19 protein-coding genes and 7 tRNA genes are annotated in these 25447 nt (G+C 55.8%); 24 read left to right on the top strand and 2 right to left on the bottom strand.

Annotated features, from left to right (window positions below; all coding sequences use genetic code 11):
* Positions 1–267: 267 nt before the first annotated feature.
* The 12 genes from nagB to CWM54_RS16375 all read left to right on the top strand — a co-directional run bounded on the left by nagB (position 268) and on the right by CWM54_RS16375 (position 7371).
* The gene (gene nagB / locus CWM54_RS16435; protein ID WP_012542446.1) at positions 268–1068 is read left to right on the top strand and encodes a glucosamine-6-phosphate deaminase; all 801 of its coding nucleotides are present in this window, start codon (positions 268–270) and stop codon (positions 1066–1068) included.
* 113 nt (positions 1069–1181) lie between these two features.
* Complete coding sequence (gene nagA / locus CWM54_RS16430) at positions 1182–2330, top strand: N-acetylglucosamine-6-phosphate deacetylase (protein WP_100697799.1); 1149 nt, start codon at positions 1182–1184, stop codon at positions 2328–2330.
* Positions 2331–2338: 8 nt separating this feature from the next.
* Positions 2339–3559, top strand: a complete 1221-nt coding sequence (nagC, locus tag CWM54_RS16425; protein ID WP_061155337.1) for a DNA-binding transcriptional regulator NagC — start codon at positions 2339–2341, stop codon at positions 3557–3559.
* A 129-nt stretch (positions 3560–3688) separates the two neighbouring features.
* Complete coding sequence (locus CWM54_RS16420; protein WP_022065694.1) at positions 3689–4441, top strand: HAD-IIA family hydrolase; 753 nt, start codon at positions 3689–3691, stop codon at positions 4439–4441.
* 278 nt (positions 4442–4719) lie between these two features.
* Entirely contained in the window at positions 4720–6384 is a 1665-nt protein-coding gene (gene asnB / locus CWM54_RS16415) for an asparagine synthase B (RefSeq protein WP_008805652.1), read from the top strand.
* 236 nt (positions 6385–6620) lie between these two features.
* Positions 6621–6697 (top strand) — tRNA-Met (locus CWM54_RS16405).
* An 8-nt stretch (positions 6698–6705) separates the two neighbouring features.
* A tRNA-Leu gene (locus CWM54_RS16400) sits at positions 6706–6790 on the top strand.
* Between the two features lie 23 nt (positions 6791–6813).
* Positions 6814–6888 (top strand) — tRNA-Gln (locus CWM54_RS16395).
* Between the two features lie 36 nt (positions 6889–6924).
* Positions 6925–6999 (top strand) — tRNA-Gln (locus CWM54_RS16390).
* Positions 7000–7022: 23 nt separating this feature from the next.
* Positions 7023–7099: transfer RNA gene (locus tag CWM54_RS16385), tRNA-Met, on the top strand.
* Between the two features lie 47 nt (positions 7100–7146).
* Positions 7147–7221: transfer RNA gene (locus CWM54_RS16380), tRNA-Gln, on the top strand.
* Between the two features lie 75 nt (positions 7222–7296).
* A tRNA-Gln gene (locus CWM54_RS16375) sits at positions 7297–7371 on the top strand.
* A 119-nt stretch (positions 7372–7490) separates the two neighbouring features.
* On the opposite strand, the gene ubiF is transcribed toward CWM54_RS16375, so the two are convergent.
* On the bottom strand, positions 7491–8666 hold the full coding sequence (gene ubiF, locus CWM54_RS16370; protein WP_061155339.1) for a 3-demethoxyubiquinol 3-hydroxylase: 1176 nt from the start codon (positions 8664–8666) through the stop codon (positions 7491–7493).
* A 179-nt stretch (positions 8667–8845) separates the two neighbouring features.
* Between ubiF and miaB the strand changes: the two genes are divergently transcribed.
* From miaB to CWM54_RS16315, 11 genes are all read left to right on the top strand, one after another.
* Positions 8846–10270 carry a tRNA (N6-isopentenyl adenosine(37)-C2)-methylthiotransferase MiaB gene (gene miaB / locus CWM54_RS16365; protein WP_012542448.1) on the top strand — a complete coding sequence of 475 codons (1425 nt, stop codon included), beginning with the start codon at positions 8846–8848 and terminating at the stop codon, positions 10268–10270.
* Between the two features lie 153 nt (positions 10271–10423).
* A complete protein-coding gene (locus CWM54_RS16360; protein WP_008805649.1) occupies positions 10424–11470 on the top strand; it encodes a PhoH family protein in 1047 nt (348 codons plus the stop codon).
* Complete coding sequence (ybeY, locus tag CWM54_RS16355; protein ID WP_002894722.1) at positions 11467–11940, top strand: rRNA maturation RNase YbeY; 474 nt, start codon at positions 11467–11469, stop codon at positions 11938–11940. The genes CWM54_RS16360 and ybeY overlap by 4 nt, the downstream gene beginning before the upstream one ends.
* A 147-nt stretch (positions 11941–12087) precedes the next feature.
* The gene (gene corC / locus CWM54_RS16350) at positions 12088–12966 is read left to right on the top strand and encodes a CNNM family magnesium/cobalt transport protein CorC (protein WP_004197606.1); all 879 of its coding nucleotides are present in this window, start codon (positions 12088–12090) and stop codon (positions 12964–12966) included.
* Positions 12967–13094: 128 nt separating this feature from the next.
* Entirely contained in the window at positions 13095–14633 is a 1539-nt protein-coding gene (lnt, locus tag CWM54_RS16345; RefSeq protein WP_061155340.1) for an apolipoprotein N-acyltransferase, read from the top strand.
* A gap of 355 nt (positions 14634–14988) precedes the next feature.
* Positions 14989–15900, top strand: a complete 912-nt coding sequence (locus CWM54_RS16340) for an amino acid ABC transporter substrate-binding protein (RefSeq protein WP_061155341.1) — start codon at positions 14989–14991, stop codon at positions 15898–15900.
* Between the two features lie 164 nt (positions 15901–16064).
* Positions 16065–16805 (top strand): amino acid ABC transporter permease, encoded by a 741-nt coding sequence (locus CWM54_RS16335; protein ID WP_061155342.1) that lies wholly within the window; start codon positions 16065–16067, stop codon positions 16803–16805.
* Positions 16805–17479 (top strand): glutamate/aspartate ABC transporter permease GltK, encoded by a 675-nt coding sequence (gene gltK, locus CWM54_RS16330; protein ID WP_074386537.1) that lies wholly within the window; start codon positions 16805–16807, stop codon positions 17477–17479. Before CWM54_RS16335 ends, gltK begins: the two co-directional genes overlap by 1 nt.
* Positions 17479–18204, top strand: a complete 726-nt coding sequence (locus CWM54_RS16325) for an amino acid ABC transporter ATP-binding protein (protein WP_008805645.1) — start codon at positions 17479–17481, stop codon at positions 18202–18204. Before gltK ends, CWM54_RS16325 begins: the two co-directional genes overlap by 1 nt.
* Positions 18205–18577: 373 nt before the next feature.
* On the top strand, positions 18578–20248 hold the full coding sequence (locus tag CWM54_RS16320; RefSeq protein WP_100697797.1) for a ShlB/FhaC/HecB family hemolysin secretion/activation protein: 1671 nt from the start codon (positions 18578–18580) through the stop codon (positions 20246–20248).
* 64 nt (positions 20249–20312) lie between these two features.
* Positions 20313–22106: a filamentous hemagglutinin N-terminal domain-containing protein gene (locus CWM54_RS16315; protein WP_100697795.1), complete on the top strand. Its 1794-nt coding sequence runs from the start codon at positions 20313–20315 to the stop codon at positions 22104–22106.
* A gap of 47 nt (positions 22107–22153) precedes the next feature.
* Here the strand turns inward: CWM54_RS16315 and CWM54_RS16310 are convergent, their stop codons facing one another.
* The gene (locus CWM54_RS16310; protein ID WP_061156401.1) at positions 22154–22636 is read right to left on the bottom strand and encodes a zinc ribbon-containing protein; all 483 of its coding nucleotides are present in this window, start codon (positions 22634–22636) and stop codon (positions 22154–22156) included.
* Positions 22637–22862: 226 nt separating this feature from the next.
* Between CWM54_RS16310 and leuS the strand changes: the two genes are divergently transcribed.
* Positions 22863–25445 carry a leucine--tRNA ligase gene (gene leuS / locus CWM54_RS16305; protein WP_100697793.1) on the top strand — a complete coding sequence of 861 codons (2583 nt, stop codon included), beginning with the start codon at positions 22863–22865 and terminating at the stop codon, positions 25443–25445.
* The last annotated feature ends 2 nt before the right edge of the window (positions 25446–25447 follow it).

The following is a 25447-nucleotide window of genomic DNA, read 5'->3' as shown; positions in this document are numbered from 1 at the left end:
TTTTATTGTGTAACAAGGTCGGTTTTATCACTTACCGGCAAAGTGTGTGAAAAATTAATTCGTATCGCAAATTAAACGGGTATTTTTTGTGACTTTTATCACCAAATATCGTATTCACCCCTCCCTTTCACTGGCTAACATCGAAAACTTATTTTATCATTCAAAAAATCAACACGGATTGACCCCGGTCGGCGCAGTTGCTGCAATACTCTCCTCAGAGTGCTGGCGCCAATCCGCCAGAATCTACTTTAACTATAGAGGTGAAGAATGAGACTGATCCCCCTGGTAACCGCTGAGCAGGTCGGTAAATGGGCTGCCCGCCACATCGTTAACCGTATTAATGCATTCAAACCGACTGCGGACCGCCCGTTCGTGCTGGGTCTGCCAACCGGTGGCACTCCTCTGACCGCCTACAAAGCGCTGGTTGAAATGCATAAAGCAGGCCAGGTTAGCTTCAAACACGTCGTCACCTTTAATATGGACGAATATGTCGGCCTGCCAAAAGAGCATCCGGAAAGCTATCATAGCTTCATGCACCGTAATTTCTTTGACCACGTTGATATTCCGGCAGAAAATATCAACCTGCTGAATGGTAACGCGCCGGATATCGATGCGGAATGCCGTCGCTATGAAGAAAAAATTCGTTCCTACGGTAAAATCCACCTGTTCATGGGCGGCGTGGGCAACGATGGCCACATTGCGTTCAACGAACCGGCCTCTTCTCTGGCGTCCCGTACCCGTATTAAGACCCTGACCCATGACACCCGTGTGGCGAACTCCCGCTTCTTCGATGGTGATGTGGATCTGGTGCCGAAATACGCGTTGACCGTGGGCGTAGGCACCCTGCTGGATGCGGAAGAAGTGATGATTCTGGTGCTGGGTCATCAGAAAGCGCTGGCGCTGCAGGCGGCGGTAGAAGGTAACGTCAACCATATGTGGACCATTACCTGCCTGCAGCTGCATCCGAAGGCGGTGATTGTCTGCGACGAGCCGTCCACCATGGAGCTGAAAGTGAAAACCCTGAAATATTTCAACGAATTAGAAGCTGAAAATATTAAAGGTCTGTAATGTAGTCGTGTCCCGCCACTTGCGCGGGACCCTCTTTTTCTTTGTATGCATCATCATGCCGGCGGCAAACGAACGATCGCTGACCTGATGGGGCGTATATACCGGGGGTCGTAATGTATGCATTAACCCAGGGCCGGGTTTATACCGGTCATGAAATTCTCGATGACCATGCGGTTGTTATCGCCGATGGCCTTATCGAACGTCTCTGTCCGCTGGCGGATTTGCCGTCTGACATGGAGCAGCGCTCGGTCAACGGCGCAATAATTGCCCCCGGTTTTATCGACGTTCAGCTGAACGGCTGCGGCGGCGTGCAGTTTAACGACAGCCCAGAAGCGGTCACCGTTGAAACGCTGGAGATCATGCAGAAGGCGAACGAACGTTCAGGCTGCACCAGCTTCCTGCCGACGCTGATTACCTCCAGTGATGATCTGATGAAGCAAGGTATCCGCGTGATGCGTGAATACCTGCAAAAACACCCGAACCAGGCGCTGGGTCTGCATCTGGAAGGACCGTGGCTGAATATCGTCAAGAAAGGCACCCACAACCCGGACTACGTGCGTAAACCGGACGCTGCGCTGGTCGATTTCCTGTGCGACAACGCCGATGTGATCACCAAGGTGACCCTCGCCCCTGAACGCGTTGAGCCGGAAGTGATCCGTAAACTGGTTGCCACCGGGATCGTCGTCTCCGCCGGTCACTCCAACGCCACGCTCAAAGAGGCGAAAGTGGGCTTCCGCGCCGGCATAACCTTCGCCACTCACCTGTATAACGCGATGCCGTACATTACCGGCCGCGAACCCGGCCTGGCCGGGGCGATTTTTGACGAGCCGGATGTCTACTGCGGTATCATTGTTGACGGGATGCATGTCGATTACGCCAACGTGCGCAACGCCAAGCGCCTGAAAGGTGACAAGCTGTGCCTGGTCACCGATGCCACCGCGCCGGCGGGGGCGAATATTGACCAGTTCATTTTTGCCGGGAAAACAATATACTACCGCAATGGACTGTGTGTGGATGAAAACGGCACGCTCAGCGGATCTTCCCTGACCATGATTGAAGGGGTGCGTAATCTGGTTGAGCATTGCGGCGTGGCACTGGACGAAGTATTGCGCATGGCGACGCTCTATCCTGCGCGCGCTATCGGCGTGGACAAGCAGCTCGGCAGCATTGCGCCTGGCATGGTCGCTAACCTGACCGCTTTTACACGCGATTATAAAATCACCAAGACCATCGTTAATGGTAACGAGGTCGTCACTGAGTAAGTAAAAGAATGACAGCAGGCGGACAAGCTCAAATTGGTAACGTTGACCTCGTAAAACAACTGAACAGCGCGGCCGTGTACCGCCTTATTGACCAGCATGGGCCCATCTCGCGCATTCAGATAGCCGAACAAAGCCAGCTTGCCCCTGCCAGCGTGACCAAAATCACGCGTCAGCTTATTGAGCGCGGCCTGATCAAAGAAGTCGATCAGCAGGCCTCCACGGGAGGCCGCCGCGCCATCTCTATCATCGCAGAAACCCGCAACTTCAACGCCATCGGCGTGCGGCTTGGCCGCTATGACGCCACCCTGACCCTGTATGATTTAAGCAGCAAGACGCTCGAAGAGGAACATTTTCCCCTGCCCGAGCGCACCCAGGAAACGCTGGAACACGCCCTGCTGAATATCATCGCTACCTTTATTGAAAACTGTCAGCGCAAAATTCGCGAGCTGATCGCCATCTCGGTGATCCTGCCGGGGCTGGTCGATCCGGAAAGCGGCGTGATCCGCTATATGCCACATATTGCGGTGGAAAACTGGGGCCTGGTCGGAGCGCTGGAAAAACGCTTCAACGTCACCTGCTATGTCGGGCACGATATTCGCAGCCTGGCGCTGGCCGAGCACTATTTCGGTGCAAGTCAGGACTGCGAAGACTCCATCCTGGTGCGCGTACACCGCGGTACCGGCGCGGGCATCATCTCCAACGGGCGCATTTTTATTGGCCGGAACGGCAACGTCGGCGAAATAGGCCATATACAGGTCGACCCGCTGGGCGAGCGCTGCCACTGCGGCAACTTCGGCTGTCTCGAGACCGTCGCGGCCAATGCCGCCATCGAACAGCGGGTTCGCCACCTGCTTGAGCAGGGCTACCAGAGCCGTCTAACGCTGGATGACTGCACGATCAAAACTATCTGCAAAGCGGCCAACAAGGGCGATGCCCTGGCCTGCGAGGTGATTGAGTACGTGGGGCGTCACCTTGGGAAAACGATCGCCATCGCGATTAACCTGTTCAATCCGCAAAAAATCGTCGTTGCCGGCGAAATAGTGGAAGCTGAGAAGGTCCTTCTTCCGGCCATCGAAGGCTGCATTAACGCCCAGGCGCTGAAGGCGTTTCGCAAGAACCTGCCGGTGGTGCGCTCTACTCTCGACCATCGCTCAGCGATTGGCGCCTTCGCGCTGGTCAAACGCGCCATGCTCAATGGCACGCTGCTGCAGCGCTTGCTTGAGAGCTAATCGCCTCTTTATTGATAGCGCGAAACGATCCGCATCACCCCTGTCTCTGGCGGGCATAGCCCACCAGAGATGTGAAACCTCATCGATGACGAGTATAGTTTCGTCTTTGTTAATGATTCTGGACCCACCATGACCATTCAAAACATAATTTGTGATATTGACGGCGTGCTGATGCACGATAACGTCGCCGTTCCCGGCGCTGCCGAGTTTATCAAACGCATCCTCGATAAAGGCATGCCGCTGGTAATGCTGACCAACTACCCGTCGCAAACCGGCCAGGATTTGGCCAACCGTTTCGCCACCGCCGGCATCGACGTGCCGGATACCGCGTTTTACACCTCGGCCATGGCCACCGCCGATTTCCTGCGCCGCCAGGAAGGCAAGAAAGCCTATGTGGTGGGTGAAGGGGCACTGATCCACGAACTGTACAAAGCCGGCTTTACCATCACCGATGTGAACCCGGATTTTGTCATCGTCGGGGAAACCCGTTCATTCAACTGGGAGATGATGCATAAGGCCGCCTTCTTCGTTGCCAACGGCGCCCGCTTCATTGCCACCAACCCGGATACGCACGGTCGCGGCTTCTACCCGGCCTGTGGCGCACTGTGCGCCGGCATTGAGAAGATCTCCGGCCGCAAGCCGTTTTACGTCGGTAAACCGAGCCCGTGGATCATCCGCTCAGCGCTGAACAAAATGCAGGCTCACTCCGAGCAGACAGTGATCGTCGGCGATAACCTGCGCACCGACATTCTGGCCGGCTTCCAGGCGGGGCTGGAGACGATTCTGGTGCTCTCCGGCGTCTCCACCCTCGATGACATCGACAGCATGCCGTTTCGCCCATCGTGGATTTACCCTTCCGTTGCGGAAATCGATATTTTCTGATGCCAACCACGTCGCAGGACGTGGTTTTTCATTTATAGCGCCTGCCAAAAGTCATCCATCTAATAAAAACGGCTTATAAATGCGTATTCCTCAATAAAGCCGTTCAAAAGATACTCTTTTTTTACTGTTCAACAATCACAGTTGCGTTTTTTCTTTTTCAGGCCGCAAAACCCTTGCGCCAGCGCCCCCTTTACGGCATTTTCTTAAACACGCACTCAGGCTTCGCCACGAGACGAAGCCAGCACAACATCAAACACGACAGGGTAATGGAGAAGGTTATGTGTTCTATTTTTGGCGTACTGGATATTAAAACTGACGCAGGCGAGCTGCGTAAAAAGGCGCTGGAGCTTTCCCGCCTGATGCGCCATCGCGGTCCGGACTGGTCTGGCGTGTATGCCAGCGACAAAGCGATTCTGGCGCACGAGCGCCTGTCTATTGTCGACGTCAACGCCGGCGCCCAGCCGCTGTACAACGCCGAAAAAACCCATGCGCTGGCCGTTAACGGCGAGATCTACAACCATCAGGCGCTGCGCGCGGAGTATGGTGACCGCTATCAGTTCCAGACTGGCTCTGACTGCGAAGTGATCCTCGCGCTGTATCAGGAAAAAGGCCCTGAGTTCCTCGACGACCTGCAGGGGATGTTCGCCTTCGCCCTGTACGACAGCGAGAAAGACGCGTACTTAATTGGTCGCGACCATATCGGTATTATTCCGCTGTATATGGGCCATGACGAACACGGCAACTTCTATGTCGCCTCCGAAATGAAAGCGCTGGTGCCGGTATGCCGCACCATTAAAGAGTTCCCGGCGGGTAGCTACCTGTGGAGCAAAGACGGCGAAATTCGCCAGTACTATCAGCGCGACTGGTTCGATTACGACGCGGTGAAAGACAACGTTACCGATAAGAACGAGCTGCGTCAGGCGCTGGAAGAATCGGTGAAAAGCCACCTGATGTCCGATGTGCCTTACGGCGTGCTGCTCTCCGGCGGTCTTGATTCATCGGTCATCTCGGCTATCACCAAGAAATTCGCCGCCCGTCGCGTCGAAGATCAGGAGCGTAGCGAAGCCTGGTGGCCGCAGTTGCACTCCTTCGCGGTCGGTCTGGAAGGCTCTCCTGACCTGAAAGCGGCGCAGGAAGTGGCCAACCACCTCGGCACCGTACACCACGAAATTCACTTTACGGTCCAGGAAGGGCTGGATGCGATCCGCGACGTTATCTATCACATCGAAACCTACGATGTGACCACTATTCGCGCCTCGACGCCGATGTACCTGATGTCGCGTAAAATTAAAGCCATGGGCATCAAAATGGTGCTTTCCGGCGAAGGCTCGGACGAAGTGTTCGGCGGCTACCTCTATTTCCATAAGGCGCCGAACGCCAAAGAACTGCACGAAGAGACGGTGCGTAAGCTGCAGGCGCTGCATATGTTTGACTGCGCCCGCGCCAACAAAGCGATGTCCGCCTGGGGCGTGGAAGCCCGCGTGCCGTTCCTCGACAAGAAGTTCCTCGATGTGGCGATGCGCATCAACCCGCAGGATAAGATGTGCGGCAACGGCAAAATGGAAAAACACGTGCTGCGTGAATGCTTTGAATCCTACCTGCCGGCCAGCGTTGCCTGGCGGCAGAAAGAGCAGTTCTCTGACGGCGTCGGCTACAGCTGGATCGATACGCTGAAAGAAGTGGCCGCGAAGCAGATCAGCGATCAGCAGCTGGAAACGGCGAGCTTCCGTTTCCCGTACAACACGCCGACCTCCAAAGAAGGCTATCTGTACCGCGAGATCTTCGAAGAGCTGTTCCCGCTGCCGAGCGCGGCAGAGTGTGTCCCTGGCGGTCCGTCAGTGGCCTGCTCTTCAGCGAAAGCCATTGAGTGGGATGAAGCGTTCAAGACCATGAACGATCCATCAGGCCGCGCGGTGGGCGTCCACCAGTCGGCCTACAAATAAGCCCTGACGGGTGCTGAAACGCCAAACGGACCCTCCGGGGTCCGTTTTCTTTTTGCAGGATTTATACCGCTGAAAAACGATAAATAACCAATAATTGCCGAATATTGCAGCGAGCTGTTCGCAACCTAACCAAACAGTCACATTACAACGATTTTCCTTGAAAAAGAGGTTGACGCTCGCAGGCCCAATACGCATAATGCGCCCCGCAACGCCGATAAGGTTACGCGAAAAAAGATGGCTACGTAGCTCAGCTGGTTAGAGCACATCACTCATAATGATGGGGTCACAGGTTCGAATCCCGTCGTAGCCACCATCTTTTTTGCGGGAGTGGCGAAATTGGTAGACGCACCAGATTTAGGTTCTGGCGCCGCAAGGTGTGCGAGTTCAAGTCTCGCCTCCCGCACCATTCACCAGTCAGCGTTGTACGGATGGGGTATCGCCAAGCGGTAAGGCACCGGTTTTTGATACCGGCATTCCCTGGTTCGAATCCAGGTACCCCAGCCATATTTCTTCGATATTTGCGGTTCACCGCGACGGTATTGGGGTATCGCCAAGCGGTAAGGCACCGGTTTTTGATACCGGCATTCCCTGGTTCGAATCCAGGTACCCCAGCCATCGAAGAAACAGTAAGACAATTTGGCTACGTAGCTCAGCTGGTTAGAGCACATCACTCATAATGATGGGGTCACAGGTTCGAATCCCGTCGTAGCCACCATATTCAGGACGTATCGATACACATCGATAAATCCGTAAACAATTTGTTGGGGTATCGCCAAGCGGTAAGGCACCGGATTCTGATTCCGGCATTCCGAGGTTCGAATCCTCGTACCCCAGCCAAATTAAAAAGTCGCTCAGCAATGAACGCACTGTTGCCCTCAACCGGGGTAGTTACGGTAAAGCGCAACAGACAATTGGGGTATCGCCAAGCGGTAAGGCACCGGATTCTGATTCCGGCATTCCGAGGTTCGAATCCTCGTACCCCAGCCACTTAAATGCAAAAAAGCTCACTTCGGTGGGCTTTTTTGCTATTGGCGTCCTGACGACCATACTCGGTACTGACTGCCGGGCAGGCGCTTTCCACTCCGCCCCTGCCCGGGAAGTCAGTTTTACAAGCCTAGCGCATACTTCAGCGCCTGGCGCTTCAATACCCCGGCGCGTTCAGCCGCCATCAGGCCAATATTGCGCAGCATCCGCACCGGCGCCAGGTCATTACTGAATCCGGCATAAAACAGATCCATCCCCGACTGCATGATAAAATTATCCGCTCGCCGCCGCGCCTGGTAGCGCTTCAGCACCGGCAGGCTGGCCCAGTCTTCGCCTCGACCGCGCGCTTCCGCCAGGATCTCCAGCAGGGCATCCACATCGCGGTAGCCAAGGTTAACCCCCTGCCCCGCCAGCGGATGAATGGTATGTGCCGCATCGCCCACCAGCGCCAGGCCGGGCTGGACATACTGCAGCGCATGACGCCGGGTGAGCGGAAAAGCACCCGCCGCCTGCGGCGTCACACGACCCAGCCGTGCCGGAAAGTGACTGGCGATCTCCTGCTGGAGCTGCACCATGGTCATGCCCTGCAGCTGACGGATCCGCGCCGGCGTGTCGTACCAGACCAGCGAGGCCCAGTTGTCGAACAGCGGCAGGAAGGCGCGCGGTCCGCTGGGGGTAAACTGCTGCCAGGTGCTGTCACCGGGATCGTCGGCGCATTCGACGCTGATCAGCATACAGGATTGCTGATATTGCCAGGCGTGTACGCCGATGGCGGCCATCTCCCGCACCTGGGAATTGGCGCCGTCGGCGCCGATAACCAGCCGGGCGTGGATCGCCTCCCCCTCGCGTAAATGCAGCGCGGTATGCGCCTCGCCGCGCTGCATCGCCTCCAGTTCGCTACCAACGCGCAGGGTGACACCTTCATGCGCCGCCAGCGCTTGCCAGAGGCCCCATTGCAGGACCTTGTTCTCGACCATATAGCCCAGTTCCGGCAGTTTGAGCTCTGCGGCGTCAAAGGCGACGTGCGAGCTCTCCCACTCCCAGGTCTCCAGACGACGATAAGCGTGGACGCGCATCGCCCTTACGGCATCCCAGACGCCGAGGCTCTTCAGCAGGCCGACCGAAGCCGCGCTGATAGCCGAGATCCGCACATCCGGGGCGGATGCCGGATCGAAAACCGGTGGCGCCGCTTTCTCAAGCACCGTCACGGTAAATCCCTGTTGCGCCAGCCCTAACGCCAGGGCGCCGCCGACCATGCCGCCGCCCACGATGGCGACATCTGTTGCGTGAATTGTCATGGCTATTATCCTTAAAGCAGAATCCGTTAAGTTTACCGGATTTTTTGTCCCCTTGCGGTGATAACGCTCGCACTGGTCAGGGGGCGACCAAAGCATTACAATACGCGCCCTGGAAAGCGAAATTCACCCTGTATATATCCCCGCGTTTTGGATATCTATTACTGAGCATGAGCAAGTCAATGACAAAAAAACTCCATATTAAAACCTGGGGCTGTCAGATGAACGAGTATGATTCATCAAAGATGGCCGATCTGCTGGATGCGACACATGGGTATCAACTGACCGAAGTGGCGGAAGAAGCAGATGTGCTGTTGCTCAATACCTGCTCAATTCGTGAGAAGGCCCAGGAAAAAGTTTTCCATCAGCTCGGACGCTGGAAGCTGCTGAAAGAGAAGAATCCGGACCTGATTATTGGCGTTGGCGGCTGCGTGGCCTCCCAGGAAGGCGACCATATTCGCCAGCGCGCGCACTATGTCGATATTATTTTCGGGCCGCAAACCCTGCACCGCCTGCCGGAGATGATTAACGCCGTGCGCGGCAACCGCAGCCCGGTGGTGGATATCAGCTTCCCGGAAATTGAAAAGTTCGATCGCCTGCCAGAGCCGCGCGCCGACGGCCCGACCGCCTTTGTTTCGATTATGGAAGGCTGCAACAAATACTGTACCTACTGCGTGGTGCCGTACACCCGCGGAGAAGAGGTCAGCCGCCCGTGCGACGATATCCTGTTTGAAATCGCCCAGCTGGCGGCGCAGGGCGTGCGTGAGGTCAATCTGCTGGGCCAGAACGTTAACGCCTGGCGCGGTGAGAATTACGACGGCACCACCGGCAGCTTTGCCGATCTGCTGCGTCTGGTCGCCGCCATCGACGGCATCGACCGTATTCGCTTCACCACCAGCCACCCGATCGAATTTACCGACGATATCATCGAGGTCTATCGCGATACGCCGGAACTGGTGAGCTTCCTGCACCTGCCGGTGCAGAGCGGTTCTGACCGGGTTCTGAATCTGATGGGACGCACCCATACCGCGCTGGAGTACAAAGCGATTATTCGCAAGCTGCGTGAGGCGCGCCCGGATATTCAGATAAGCTCCGACTTTATTGTCGGCTTCCCTGGCGAAACCACAGACGATTTCGAAAAGACGATGAAGCTAATCGCCGACGTCAATTTCGATATGAGCTACAGCTTTATCTTCTCCGCTCGCCCGGGCACCCCGGCGGCCGATATGGTCGATGATGTGCCGGAGGAGGATAAAAAGCAGCGTCTGTATATTCTGCAGGAGCGGATCAACCAGCAGGCAATGGCCTGGAGCCGTCGCATGCTCGGCACGGTACAGCGCATCCTGGTGGAAGGCACGTCGCGTAAGAGCCTGATGGAGCTTTCCGGGCGCACCGAGAACAACCGCGTGGTCAACTTCGAAGGTACGCCGGATATGGTCGGTAAATTCGTCGATGTTGAAATCGTCGATGTTTACACCAACTCGCTGCGCGGCAAAATCGTGCGTACCGAAGCGGAGATGGGTCTGCGCATCGCTGAATCACCTGAATCAGTGATTGCCCGCACCCGTAAAGAGAACGATCTTGGCGTGGGTATCTATCAGCCGTGATCCCTTCAGGCCTGTCGGTTCCGGCAGGCCTTGTAATTCCTCTCTCCGTCCCTATATCTACAGCAATGCTTGCGCCATTTTCCTGTGACGTAAATAATTTCCTGATTAGCCGGCCACGCGCCGCGTCCGGCCACCTGCGTAAAGAGGAACAGTTTGAACATAGACACTCGTGAAATTACCCTGGAGCCAGCGGATAACGCACGCCTGTTAGCCTTGTGCGGCCCGTTTGACGACAACATCAAACAGCTGGAGCGTCGGTTAGGCATTGAGATCAACCGCCGTGACAATCACTTTAAACTGACCGGACGCGCCATTTGCGTACACGCCGCCGCCGATATTCTGCGCAGCCTGTATGTCGATACGGCGCCGATGCGCGGTCAGATTCAGGATATTGAGCCGGAGCAGATCCATCTGGCGATCAAAGAGGCGCGCGTACTGGAGCAGAGCGCCGAGAGCGTGCCGGAGTACGGGAAAGCCGTCAATATTAAGACCAAGCGCGGGGTGATCAAACCGCGTACGCCGAACCAGGCGCAGTACATCGCCAATATTCTCGATCACGACATTACCTTTGGTGTCGGCCCGGCGGGTACAGGTAAAACCTATCTGGCGGTGGCGGCGGCGGTCGATGCGCTGGAGCGTCAGGAGATCCGCCGTATTCTGCTGACCCGTCCGGCCGTCGAGGCTGGCGAAAAGCTCGGCTTCCTGCCCGGCGATCTGAGCCAGAAAGTCGACCCATATCTGCGCCCGCTGTATGACGCGCTGTTTGAGATGCTCGGCTTTGAGAAAGTAGAGAAGCTGATTGAGCGTAACGTCATCGAAGTGGCCCCGCTGGCCTATATGCGCGGACGAACGCTGAATGACGCCTTTATCATTCTTGATGAAAGCCAGAACACCACCATTGAACAGATGAAGATGTTCCTGACCCGCATCGGCTTTAACTCCAAGGCGGTGATCACCGGCGATATCACGCAGATTGACCTGCCGCGCAGCACCAAATCCGGTCTGCGCCACGCCATCGAAGTGCTGGCCGAAGTCGATGAGATCAGCTTCAACTTCTTCCATAGCGAAGACGTGGTGCGCCATCCGGTGGTTGCCCGCATCGTGAACGCCTATGAGGCGTGGGAAGCCGCAGACCAGAAACGTAAAGCAGAACTGGCCGCCGAGCGAAAACGCGAAGCCCAGGAACAGGAGCAAAAATGAGTCAGGTGATCCTCGATTTACAGCTGGCCTGCGAAGAGACCAGCGGCCTGCCGGACGAAGCCCTTTTTCAACGCTGGGTCGATGCCGTCATTCCGCCATTTCAGGAGGAGTCAGAGTTAACGATTCGTCTGGTCGATGTTGCAGAAAGCCACGAGCTGAACCTGACCTACCGCGGCAAGGATAAGCCGACCAACGTCCTCTCCTTCCCGTTTGAAGCGCCGCCGGGGATTGAAATGCCGCTGCTCGGCGATCTGATCATCTGCCGTCAGGTGGTGGAGCAGGAAGCCAGCGAGCAAGGGAAGCCGCTGGAAGCACACTGGGCCCATATGGTGGTGCACGGCAGCCTGCATCTGCTGGGCTACGATCATATCGAAGACGACGAAGCGGAAGAGATGGAAGGCCTCGAAACAGAGATAATGCTTGCTCTGGGCTATGAGGACCCGTACATTTCCGAGAAGATTGCTGAATAGCCCCCTGCCGGATGGCGGCGCTTGCGCCGCATCCGGCCGCTGTTCCTGCATTGTACCAGCCTGATCGTCAGGCAACCCATGCCGTCCGGCGCTGAGTTTACGCGCGACGAGCGACAGTTAAATCAACATGAGAACCCAAACGACGCCATGAGCGACGACAATTCACACAGTAGTGACACAGTAAACAGCAAAAAGGGATTTTTCTCCCTGTTACTCAGCCAGCTTTTTCACGGAGAACCGAAAAACCGTGATGAACTGCTGGCGCTGATCCGTGATTCCGGGCAGAACGATCTTATCGATGAAGATACGCGTGACATGCTCGAAGGGGTAATGGATATCGCCGACCAGCGGGTCCGCGACATTATGATCCCCCGTTCACAAATGATAACCCTGAAACGCAACCAGACGCTGGACGAGTGCCTTGATGTCATCATCGAATCCGCTCACTCGCGCTTCCCGGTCATCAGTGAAGACAAAGATCACATCGAAGGGATTCTGATGGCTAAGGATCTGCTGCCGTTTATGCGCAGCGATGCCGAAGCCTTCAGCATGGAAAAAGTGTTACGGCCGGCGGTTGTCGTCCCGGAAAGCAAGCGGGTCGACCGCATGCTGAAAGAGTTTCGCTCACAGCGCTACCATATGGCGATCGTTATTGACGAATTCGGCGGCGTCTCCGGCCTGGTGACCATCGAGGATATCCTTGAGCTCATCGTCGGGGAAATTGAAGACGAATACGACGAAGAAGAAGATATTGATTTCCGCCAGCTGAGCCGCCACACCTGGACGGTGCGCGCTCTGGCCTCCATCGAAGACTTCAACGACGCCTTCGACACGCACTTCAGCGATGAAGAAGTGGATACCATTGGTGGGCTGGTGATGCAGGCCTTCGGCCATCTGCCGGCTCGCGGCGAATCTATCGACATTGATGGTTACCAATTCAAGGTAGCAATGGCAGATAGCCGTCGTATCATTCAGGTGCATGTAAAGCTGCCCGATGACGCTCCCCAGCCGAAGCTGGAAGAGTAAGCCGCGGCGCTGAAGGTCACGGCCAGCCGGGAGACAGACCGTGGGCGATCCCCGGCTGTCCCCTCTCCCTGCTGGCAAACAGCATAGCCTGTGGCAACAGGCGTTAATTTACGGGACGATTAGCCTAAATGGTATTTGCCTCTCTTCTTGAACGTCAGCGCGTACGTCTGCTGCTGGCGCTGCTATTCGGAGCCAGCGGAACGCTGGCTTTTTCACCTTATGACTTCTGGCCGGCCGCTATCGTTTCGCTGGCCGGTCTGCAGGCGTTGACCCTCAACCGACGTCCGCTGCAAAGCGCCGGGATCGGCTATTTCTGGGGATTCGGGCTGTTTGGCACCGGTATCAACTGGGTCTATGTCAGCATCGCGCAATTCGGCGGTATGCCAGGTCCGGTTAACGTCTTCCTCGTCGTTCTGCTGGCGGCTTATCTCTCGCTCTATACCGGCCTGTTTGCCGGCCTGCTCGCCCGGCTGTGGCCCAAAACCAGCTGGCTGCGGGTGGCTATCGCCGCCCCCGTCGTCTGGCAAATCACCGAGTTCCTGCGCGGCTGGGTGCTGACGGGTTTCCCGTGGCTGCAGTTCGGCTACAGCCAGATTGACGGCCCGCTGAAAGGCCTGGCGCCGGTGATGGGCGTCGAGGCGATCAACTTCCTGCTGATGATGGTTAGCGGCCTGCTGGCCCTGGCCCTCGTCCAGCGCAACTGGAAGCCGCTGGCTATTGCCGCGCTGCTGTTCGCCCTGCCGTTCCCGCTGCGCTATATCCAGTGGTATCAGCTGCTGCCGGAGCGCGCGACCCAGGTCTCGCTGGTGCAAGGCGACATTCCGCAGGCCATGAAGTGGGACGAGAAGCAGCTGGTCAACACCCTGAAAACGTACCTGGCGCTGACCCAGCCGCATATCGGTCACTCGCAGCTGATTATCTGGCCCGAGTCGGCGATTCCGGATCTGGAGATCAACCAGCAGCAGTTCCTCAGCATGATGGACGATCTGCTGCGCGCAAAAGACAGTTCGCTGATCACCGGCATTGTCGATGCGCGTCTCAATAAGCAGAACCGCTACGATACCTACAACACCATCATTACCCTCGGTAAAGATAACCCGTACCGCTACGACTCGACCAACCGTTACAACAAGAACCATCTGGTGCCGTTCGGTGAGTTTGTGCCGCTGGAATCGATTCTGCGTCCGCTGGCGCCGTTCTTTGACCTGCCAATGTCCTCCTTCAGCCGCGGCCCCTACGTGCAGCCGCAGCTGATGGCACATAACCTGAAGCTGACCGCCGCCATCTGCTACGAGATCATCCTCGGGGAACAGGTACGCGATAACTTCCGGCCGGACACCGACTTCCTGCTGACCATCTCCAACGACGCCTGGTTCGGTAAGTCCATCGGTCCGTGGCAACACTTCCAGATGGCGCGGATGCGTGCGCTGGAGCTGGCCCGACCGCTCCTGCGCAGCACCAATAATGGCATTACTGCGGTGATCGGCCCGCGCGGCGAGATCCAGAAGATGATCCCGCAGTTTACCCGCGAAGTGTTGACGACCACCGTGACACCCACCAGCGGCTTAACCCCCTATGCCCGCACCGGCAACTGGCCGCTATGGGCGCTGACGGCGTTGTTTGGCTTCGCTGCGCTGCTGATGAGCCTGCGTCAGCGTCGCCGATAAGTCTCTCCGCCGGCGACGCCCGTCGCCGGCGTTTTTTCTCACCCTGTTTGCCATCCTGGCACAGTCATTGCTTTATTTTCCCTGGTAGCGACATCGTCCGACCCAGTGCAACCGGGTTGCACCATAAACGTTCGGCGGTCGCGCTATTTTGGTGCAATGGAAGATATTTGCCTCCCATTGGTGCGGAGCACTTCGCAAAAATAAACAATAAAACAGCAAAATCTTTACATTAAGCCAAACTAAATGCTAACAAACACATACAAATGCGGCACGTGGACGCGTGCCCCGAATAACAACACACACAATCACAATGGGTATCAATAGCGTCGCTGACGCTACGGATAAGGAGTTGGATATGCAATTACGTAAACTGGCCGCCGCAATGCTGGTCATGGGTGTGACCGCCGGTGTGGCACACGCAGAAGATGCCGCCCCGGCGGCAGGCCAGAGCACCCTGGATAAGATCGCCAAAAATGGGGTTATCGTTGTCGGTCATCGTGAATCTTCAGTCCCTTTCTCTTACTACGATAACCAGCAGCAGGTTGTGGGCTACTCTCAGGACTATTCCAACGCCATCGTTGATGCCATCAAGAAAAAGCTGAATAAACCTGACCTGCAGGTCAAACTGATCCCGGTCACCTCGCAGAACCGTATCCCGCTGCTGCAGAATGGCACCTTTGATTTCGAGTGCGGCTCAACCACTAACAACCTCGAGCGCCAGAAACAGGCCGCCTTCTCCGATACCATCTTCGTGGTCGGCACCCGTCTGCTGGTGAAGAAAGACGGTCCGATCAAAGATTTCCCGGACCTGAAAGACAAAGCCGTTGTTGTCACCTCCGGAACCACCTCAGAGATCCTGCTGCATAAGCTGAACGATGAGAAAAAAATGAATATGCGCATTATCAGCGCCAAAGATCATGGCGACTCTTTCCGCACCCTGGAAAGCGGACGCGCCGTGGCCTTTATGATGGATGACGCCCTGCTGGCGGGCGAACGCGCGAAGGCGAAGAAACCGGATAACTGGGAAATCGTCGGCACTGCGCAGTCGAAAGAAGCCTATGGCTGCATGCTGCGTAAAGACGATCCGTCGTTCAAAGCGCTGGTCGATGAAACCGTTGCCCAGGCCCAGACCTCTGGTGAAGCGGCGAAATGGTTTGATAAATGGTTCAAAAATCCAATTCCGCCGAAAAACCTTAACCTGAACTTCGAACTGTCTGACGACATGAAAGCGCTGTTCAAATCACCTAATGACAAAGCACTGAACTAATTATAACAACCAGGGGCGGGATATCCTGCCCTCCCGATGATTGTCACAGCACGGACAGACTATACGGTGGCTGGTCGTTCCCCAGCCGCCGCGAATACCGAAACAAGCTGGACAACCGTCTTCGAGGGTAGCAATGGCTACCCTTTTTTTTCCAGGAGTCATGTATGTCAATAGACTGGAACTGGGGGATTTTCCTGCAACAGGCCCCCTTCGGCAACACTACCTACCTGGGCTGGCTGTGGAGCGGTTTTCAGATAACCGTCGCCCTCTCCATCTCGGCCTGGATCATCGCTTTTCTCGTCGGCTCACTGTTTGGCATTTTACGCACGGTCCCCAATCGTCTGCTCTCAGGGATTGGCACCTGCTATGTCGAACTGTTTCGCAACGTGCCGCTGATCGTGCAGTTCTTTACCTGGTACCTGGTGGTGCCGGAATTCCTGCCAGAAAATATCGGCATGTGGTTTAAATCCGAGCTGGATCCGAACATTCAGTTCTTTGTCTCCTCCATGCTGTGCCTGGGGTTGTTTACCGCCGCGCGCGTCTGCGAACAGGTTCGCGCCGCCATTCAGTCGCTGCCGCGCGGGCAGAAGAACGCCGGTCTGGCGATGGGCCTGACCCTGCCGCAAACCTACCGCTACGTGCTGCTGCCGAACGCCTATCGCGTTATCGTGCCGCCGATGACCTCGGAAATGATGAACCTGGTGAAGAACTCGGCCATCGCCTCTACCATCGGTCTTGCCGATATGGCCGCGCAGGCGGGCAAACTGCTGGACTACTCCGCTCATGCCTGGGAGTCTTTTACGGCCATCACCCTGGCCTACGTCTTCATCAACGCGGTGATTATGCTGATTATGTATGTGGTCGAGCGTAAGGTTCGCCTGCCTGGCAATCTGGGAGGCAAATAATGTACGATTTTGACTGGAGTTCGATCGTTCCGTCCATGCCCTATCTGCTGGCGGGGCTGGTGATCACCCTGAAAATTACGGTGATAGCCATTATTTTCGGCATCGTCTGGGGCACCCTGCTGGCGGTGATGCGCCTGTCCAGCTTTCTGCCGCTGGCCTGGTTTGCTAAAACCTACGTCAACGTGTTCCGCTCTATCCCACTGGTGATGGTCCTGCTGTGGTTCTACCTGATTGTCCCGGGCTTCCTGCAGAACGTGCTGGGCCTGTCGCCGAAGACGGATATTCGCCTGATCTCGGCGATGGTGGCCTTTTCGATGTTCGAAGCCGCCTACTACTCAGAGATTATCCGCGCCGGCATCCAGAGCATCTCCCGCGGCCAGTCCGGCGCCGCGCTGGCGCTGGGGATGACCCACTGGCAGTCAATGCGGCTGGTGATCCTGCCACAGGCCTTCCGCGCCATGGTGCCACTGCTGCTAACCCAGGGGATCGTCCTGTTCCAGGATACCTCGCTGGTGTATGTATTGAGCCTCGCCGACTTCTTCCGTACCGCCTCCACGATTGGCGAGCGTGACGGAACCCAGGTCGAAATGATCCTGTTCGCGGGCGGCGTCTATTTTGTGATTAGTCTCAGCGCCTCGCTGTTGGTCAGCTGGTTGAAGAAAAGGACTGTGTAATGATTACCCTGAAAAATGTTTCAAAATGGTATGGTCACTTTCAGGTGCTGACCGATTGCTCCACGGAAGTGAAAAAAGGCGAAGTCGTGGTGGTCTGCGGGCCGTCAGGCTCGGGTAAATCCACGCTGATTAAAACGGTAAACGGCCTTGAGCCCGTGCAACAGGGGCAGATTATCGTCGACGGCACCGTGGTTAACGATAAAAAGACCAATCTGGCCAAACTGCGTTCGCACGTCGGGATGGTATTTCAGCATTTTGAACTGTTCCCGCATCTGTCGATTATCGACAACCTGACGCTGGCTCAGGTCAAAGTGCTTAACCGCGATAAAGCATCAGCGCGCAAGAAGGGCCTCAAATTGCTGGAGCGCGTTGGCCTGGCGGCGCATGCGGAAAAATATCCGGCACAGCTCTCCGGCGGCCAGCAGCAGCGTGTGGCCATTGCTCGTGCCCTGTGTATGGACCCGATCGCCATGCTGTTTGATGAACCCACCTCAGCGCTTGATCCGGAGATGATCAACGAGGTGCTGGACGTCATGGTCGAACTGGCCAACGAGGGGATGACCATGATGGTTGTGACCCATGAAATGGGCTTTGCCCGCAAGGTGGCGAACCGGGTGATCTTTATGGATGAAGGGAAGATTGTCGAAGATGCCGATAAAGAAGCCTTCTTTGCCAATCCGCAATCCGATCGCGCCAAAGATTTCCTCGCCAAAATACTTCATTAATGGTTTTTCTCTGCGCATACCGCCCGGTATGCGCAGCTTATCTTTCCCGCCATGTTATTCGTCAATATTATTTATGCGGCTGGTTATCGCCACTACCATTTACGTACTAAATAAACCTCACCGATAAAACCTGAACTTATTTATTAAATCGATCAATTCATAAAGAATTCAATAATGAATTCGTGGATCTGCCTCACTACCACCGCTAGCATATAACGCCTCGTAACAGGTTCGTCGCACGATTATTTTATTAATTGAATATAATATTCTTGCCTGACCTCGCCTGCGCCGAAATAAAGACCATCAGTGTTCTCTGCCACCCGCAGGATAACTGATGCGTCACCGAACCAATGAAACAAATGGATATTGCTTCATGTTAATTCAATCTCGCACGCTCACCGGGCTGCTGTGTATCACGCTGGCGGGCACCTCAGCCGCCGGGGCCACACAATTGACCACCTCTGCTCACCAGACGGAGCAGGATAAAGCCCGTCAGGAGGCGCTGACGCCGCAGCAACAGGATTTTCAGTCTTCACAACAGCGCGTGGCGCCGCAGGGTATCCCTTTTCCTGAGGAAACGCATTGCAAATTGATCAACCGGGTCGATATCGATTCCGATAACCAGATGCTTACCCGCCAATTACTGGCGAAAACGGCGCAGCAGGCGCAGGGGCGCTGTCTGGGCGGTGAAGGCATTCGTCTGCTGGCCTATACCTTGCAAAATGAGCTGATCGCGCAAGGCTACATCACCTCCCTGATTGATGTGCCCTCCCAGTCGCTGGAGCAAGGCATTCTCAGGCTGACGCTGCACTATGGCAAAGTGGGCGCTATCGACTATGCCGACGGCTCAGACACCACCCGCTTGTGGAATTCACTGCCAACCTCTTCCGGCACGATCCTGCGCTTAAGCGACCTCGAGCAGGGCATGGTCAATCTGCAGCGCCTGCCCGGCGCCACCGCGCACATGAAACTGCTGCCGGGGCAGCACGAGGGGGAAAGCGATATCCAGATTGCCCGCAGCCTGGAGAAAAAATGGCAGCTTGGCGCCTGGCTTGACGACGCCGGCAGCAAAGCCAGCGGCCGCTACCAGGCCGGCGGCGCCCTCTATCTCTACGACCTGACCACTCTCAACGATATCCTGTACCTTTCCGGCGGGGGCGATATTGAATTCAATCAGCATAACGACGGTAACCACAACGGCAGCCTGTATTATTCTATTCCCTTCGGCTACTGGTCATTGAGCGCCTACGGAGCATACAGCCAGTATCGCCAGCAGTTTAACGGCAACTGGTCGACGATGGATTATAAGAGCAAGAATCGCTACTACAGCGCCACGCTGAGCCGTTTGCTCTCCCACACCCGGCAGCAAAAAACCACCGCCGATCTGCGGATTGCCAAGAGCACCTCGCATTATTACTTCGGCGGCAGTGAACTACAGGTAATGCGCAAGCAAACGCCCGCCTGGGAGTTCACCCTCAACCACCAGCACTACTTTAATAAAAAGATTGTCGATGCCAGCATCGGCATCCAGCGCAGTCTGCCGTGGCTCAGCTCGATGCCAACGCCAGAAGAGAAAGCCGGGCTATACAGCCCGCTGTCGCGTATCGTCCATGGCAATCTGCAGGCGATGATGAAATTTGACGCCACCGGCGACAAATTTACCTGGGCTCCGCGAGTGAGCGCGCAGTTCAGTCCGGATAAACTCGCTTCCGATAATAAATTCAATATTGGCAGCCGCTGGAGCGTGCGCGGTTTTGACGGTGAAAACAGCCTGTCCGGCAATCAGGGATGGTACTGGCGCAACGATTTTATCTGGGATCTGCCCACCCACGAGCGGCAATTCTATCTGGGCGCGGATGTGGGTCGCCTTATCGGCGCCGATCTGTATCAAAAAGGCAAAGTGCTCTCCGGCGCCGTCAGCGGCCTGCGCGGACAATTATGGTCAACGCAATACGATCTGTTTATTAGCACCCCGCTCAGTAAGCCGGATAAGTTTCATAGCGACGCCCTGAATATGGGCTTTTCATTACAGTGGAGGTATTAATTCAGTCATTATCGACCCTTTCAGCTACGTTGTTTATTAATCTTAATTTAAAGGAATAAATAAAATGTTTAAGTTTAAAGCTTCTTATGTCGCGCTGGCGGCAGTATTAACCTCGTCGGTGGTCTATGCCGACCCGACCAGCTATACGCATTCGTCCGGCGCCACGGTTATCGATATTGAAAAGCCGAACGCCGCCGGCGTCTCCCATAACCTGTACCGCGATTTCAACGTCGGTACTAATGGCACCGTCCTTAATAACAGCGGCGAGGATGTCAGCCACGGCACGCTGGGCAATATTGCCCGCAACAACAACCTGACCGCCGGCAGCGCCTCGGTGATTTTGAACGAAGTCACCTCCAAAAACGCCAGTAGCCTGAAGGGCTTTATCGAAGTTAACGGCCAGAAAGCGGATGTGGTGATCGCCAACCCGAACGGCATCACCTGCTCCGGTTGTAGCTTTGTCAATACCAACAAGGCCATCCTGACCACCGGTAAAGTCAACATGACCAGCGATGGCGCTATCGGCAGCTATACCGTGACGGGCGGCACCCTCACCATCGGCGAAAACGGCATGAACGCCGCCAACAGCTATGCAGTTCTGCTCGCCGACGCAATTAAGATTAATGGTAAAGTGCAGGCCAATAATGCCCTGGTCAGCGCAGGTCGCTTCACCATGGATAACAGCTCTGGCGCGATAACCTCTGCAGGTAAACAAGCGACGCTTATCGAAATGACGGTCAACCCGCAATACAGCATCGACGTCAGCAGCCTTGGCGGCATCACCGCCAATAGCATCAGCATGGTCGGCAATAACATCGGCTTTGGCGTACGTAACAATGGCTCAATTATCGCCAGTAGCACGCTGCAGCTCACCAGCAACGGTAATCTGCTGAACAAAGGGACGATAAAAGGCAACGGTCTGCTGAGCCAGGTTTCCACCGCCACGGGGATCACCAATGACGGCAGCATCGCCGGCGCTTATTACTTAATGCTTTCCAGTGGGAGCTCTATCGTCAATACTGGATCGCTCACCGGCGGCCAGCTGATTGCCTCCGCCAACAGTAACATCACGAGCTTTAAATCCGGTTCGATCACCGGCACCAACGGTTTAACGCTGACCAGCGGCGGGAAAATCAGCAACGAGGAAAAATCCTCATTGCTCTCGAATAACCAGATTTCCATCACGGCGATGGGCGATTTCTTCAATGAAGGAAAAATCAGCGCCAAAAATACCAGCCTGATATTTGTTGGCGACAGCTTTAAAAACACCGGCAACATTAACTCTACCGGCCAAACCACCGTTCAGTCCCTTAAGCAGGATGGCAGCGCAAACAGCGGGGAAATCTATAACCTCGGTAATATCACCGGCGAAAATATCAACCTGCAGACCAACGGCACGCTGGCGCAAAGCACCAGTGGTCGCATGGAAGCCACCAATGCCATTACCGCTCACAGCTACTGGCTGAATCAGAATGGTTATATGAAAGCGGCTGATATTACGACCGATCATGGCGTCGTGCATAACTACGGCAAAATCTCAGCCAAGAATATTGCACTCACTGTGAAAGGCGACATCACGAACGAAGGGACAATCTATAGTACCGGAGACCTGCTGCTTGACACGCTGAACAAAGGCAACATCTCCAACTATTATCTGATTCAGGCGGATGGGACGTTAACGATGAACGCGAAAAAGGTCGTTAACAGCGGTCGCGGCTGCGGCTGGTTAGGGTTTAACACTTGTGACGTCGGCACCCTCCGCGCTAACAAGCTGGTGCTTAACTCATCGCATAAATATGCCAGCGATATGGGTGGCTATCAGTTTTTCAAAAGCACCGAAATCAACACCGTGAAATAAGGCAGTCCACGATGCGCGAAGGCTCGCGCATCGTTTTTTCGCACTGCTTAAGGTTCGAAGGGCCGACGCTGGAACTGATCGTGGCCACACTTCGGACAGCGTGGCAGCACGTCCGGGGTATATACCGCCAGGTGATAGTGGCACTTCTCGCAGACCAGATTACCCAGACCAACCACCTCTCCGCTGTGGTACACGCCGTGGTGATTCAGATCCTGAAAGACTTCGCGCCACTCGAGCTGCGTTTTGTCGGTGATATCAGCCAACTCCTGCCACAGGCTCTCTTTGATCACCCGCATAAACACGCTGTCGCTCTCGTCTTCATGACTCTCTTCGTAGCTGCGGGCAAACTCCTCGAGATCGCGCTTCACCGCCGCAATCACCGACTCGACCTCGCTCTGCGTGAGATCGCCGGCGCGGACGATTTTTTCACGCGCCTGCGTCACCAGCGCATCGATGTCTCGCTCTCCATGGCGGAGCCGTTCGCTGAGCGAGGAGACCAGTTCACGGTAATATTGAGCAACCTTGTTCATCATTTCGCCTCCGGTGTGGTTAACGTCTTCTGATAATAGACCTTATTCCTCTCCCGCTGTGTCTGACAAGCCACAGAGTCGCGAAATAATCAGCGCGGCTTTTGCCGATGTTAATGTGCGAAAGGCTGTTTTGACGGGGGCGTTTGGGCTATGCTATGCCGATCTGAAATAACACATCCATTGGCTACATTTTGTAGCTGTATTGAAAACAGGACCACTGGCTGCCATGCAAGAGCAATACCGCCCGGAAGAGATAGAATCGAAAGTCCAGCTTCACTGGGACGAAAATCGTACATTTGAAGTAACTGAAGACGAGAGCAAAGAGAAGTATTACTGCCTGTCGATGCTTCCTTATCCTTCTGGTCGACTACACATGGGTCACGTGCGTAACTACACCATCGGCGATGTGATTGCCCGTTATCAGCGTATGCTGGGCAAAAACGTCCTGCAGCCGATCGGCTGGGATGCGTTTGGTCTGCCGGCGGAAGGCGCGGCAGTGAAAAACAACACCGCGCCAGCACCATGGACCTACGACAACATCGCCTACATGAAAAACCAGCTCAAAATGCTGGGTTTTGGCTATGACTGGAGCCGCGAGCTGGCGACCTGCACCCCGGAATACTACCGCTGGGAGCAGAAGTTCTTCACCGAGCTGTACAAAAAAGGCCTGGTATACAAGAAAACCTCCGCGGTGAACTGGTGCCCGAACGACCAGACCGTACTGGCCAACGAACAGGTTATTGACGGCTGCTGCTGGCGCTGCGATACCAAAGTCGAGCGTAAAGAGATCCCGCAGTGGTTTATTAAAATCACCGCCTACGCCGATGAACTGCTGAACGATCTGGATAAACTGGATCACTGGCCAGACACCGTGAAGACCATGCAGCGCAACTGGATCGGCCGTTCCGAAGGGGTGGAAATCTCCTTTGACGTCAACAACTACGCCGATAAGCTGACCGTCTACACCACCCGTCCGGACACCTTTATGGGCTGCACCTACCTGGCCGTCGCGGCGGGTCACCCACTGGCGCAGCAGGCTGCAGCGAACAATCCGGCACTGGCTGCCTTTATCGACGAATGCCGTAACACCAAAGTGGCCGAAGCCGACATGGCGACGATGGAGAAAAAAGGCGTCGATACCGGATTTAAAGCCATTCATCCGCTGACCGGCGAAGAAATTCCTGTCTGGGCGGCAAACTTCGTGCTGATGGAATACGGCACCGGCGCGGTCATGGCCGTTCCGGGCCACGACCAGCGTGACTATGAGTTCGCCAGCAAATACGGTCTGAACATCAAGCCGGTTATCCTGGCTGCCGACGGCTCCGAGCCGGATCTCTCCGCACAGGCGCTGACCGAGAAAGGCGTTCTGTTTAACTCCGGCGAGTTCAGCGGCCTCGATTATGAAGCCGGCTTCAACGCCATTGCCGACAAACTGGCTGCCATGGGTGTGGGCGAGCGTAAAATTAACTTCCGCCTGCGTGACTGGGGTGTGTCCCGTCAACGCTACTGGGGCGCGCCGATCCCGATGGTGACCCTGGAAGATGGCACCGTGCTGCCGACCCCGGAAGATCAACTGCCGGTGATCCTGCCGGAAGATGTGGTCATGGACGGCATCACCAGCCCGATCAAAGCCGATCCTGAGTGGGCGAAGACCACCGTTAACGGTCAGCCGGCGCTGCGCGAAACCGACACCTTTGACACCTTTATGGAATCCTCCTGGTACTATGCGCGCTACACCTGCCCGCAGTATCAGGAAGGGATGCTGGATTCGAAAGCGGCCAACTACTGGCTGCCGGTAGATATCTACATCGGCGGTATCGAACACGCCATCATGCACCTGCTCTACTTCCGTTTCTTCCACAAGCTGATGCGTGACGCGGGCATGGTCAACTCCGATGAGCCGGCGAAGCAGCTGCTGTGCCAGGGCATGGTGCTGGCTGACGCCTTCTACTATGTAGGCGAAAACGGCGAACGTAACTGGGTTTCCCCGGTTGACGCCATCGTTGAGCGCGACGAAAAAGGCCGCATCGTGAAAGCGAAAGACGCGGCAGGCCATGAGCTGGTGTACACCGGCATGAGCAAGATGTCCAAGTCGAAAAACAACGGCATCGACCCGCAGGTGATGGTTGAGCGTTATGGCGCGGACACCGTGCGTCTGTTCATGATGTTTGCGTCCCCGGCGGATATGACCCTCGAGTGGCAGGAATCTGGCGTTGAAGGGGCTAACCGCTTCCTGAAACGCGTCTGGAAGCTGGTCTACGAGCACACCACCAAAGGGGACGTTGCGGCACTTAACGTGGCGGCGCTGAGTGAAGATCAGAAAGCGCTGCGTCGCGATATTCACAAAACTATCGCCAAAGTGACCGATGACATTGGCCGTCGTCAGACCTTCAACACCGCCATCGCGGCGATCATGGAGCTGATGAACAAGCTGGCGAAAGCGCCGCAGGAAGACGAACAGGATCGTGCCCTGATGCAGGAAGCGCTGCTGGCGGTGGTGCGTATGCTGAACCCGTTCACCCCACACGCCAGCTTCACCCTGTGGCGCGAGCTGAACGGCGAAGGCGATATCGACAACGCGCCGTGGCCGGTGGCGGATGAAAGCGCGATGGTGGAAGACAGCACCCTCGTCGTCGTCCAGGTCAATGGCAAAGTTCGTGGTAAAATTACCGTTGCGGTAGATGCAACTGAAGAGCAGGTCCGCGAGCGTGCCGGCCAGGAACATCTGGTCGCGAAATATCTCGACGGTAAAACCGTACGTAAAGTGATTTACGTTCCGGGTAAACTGCTCAATCTGGTCGTTGGCTAAGC

The sequence above is a fragment of the Klebsiella sp. D-Nf1 genome (genome assembly GCF_002810515.1).
GTDB lineage: Bacteria > Pseudomonadota > Gammaproteobacteria > Enterobacterales > Enterobacteriaceae > Klebsiella > Klebsiella variicola.
This window is presented reverse-complemented; position numbering and strand designations above follow the sequence as displayed.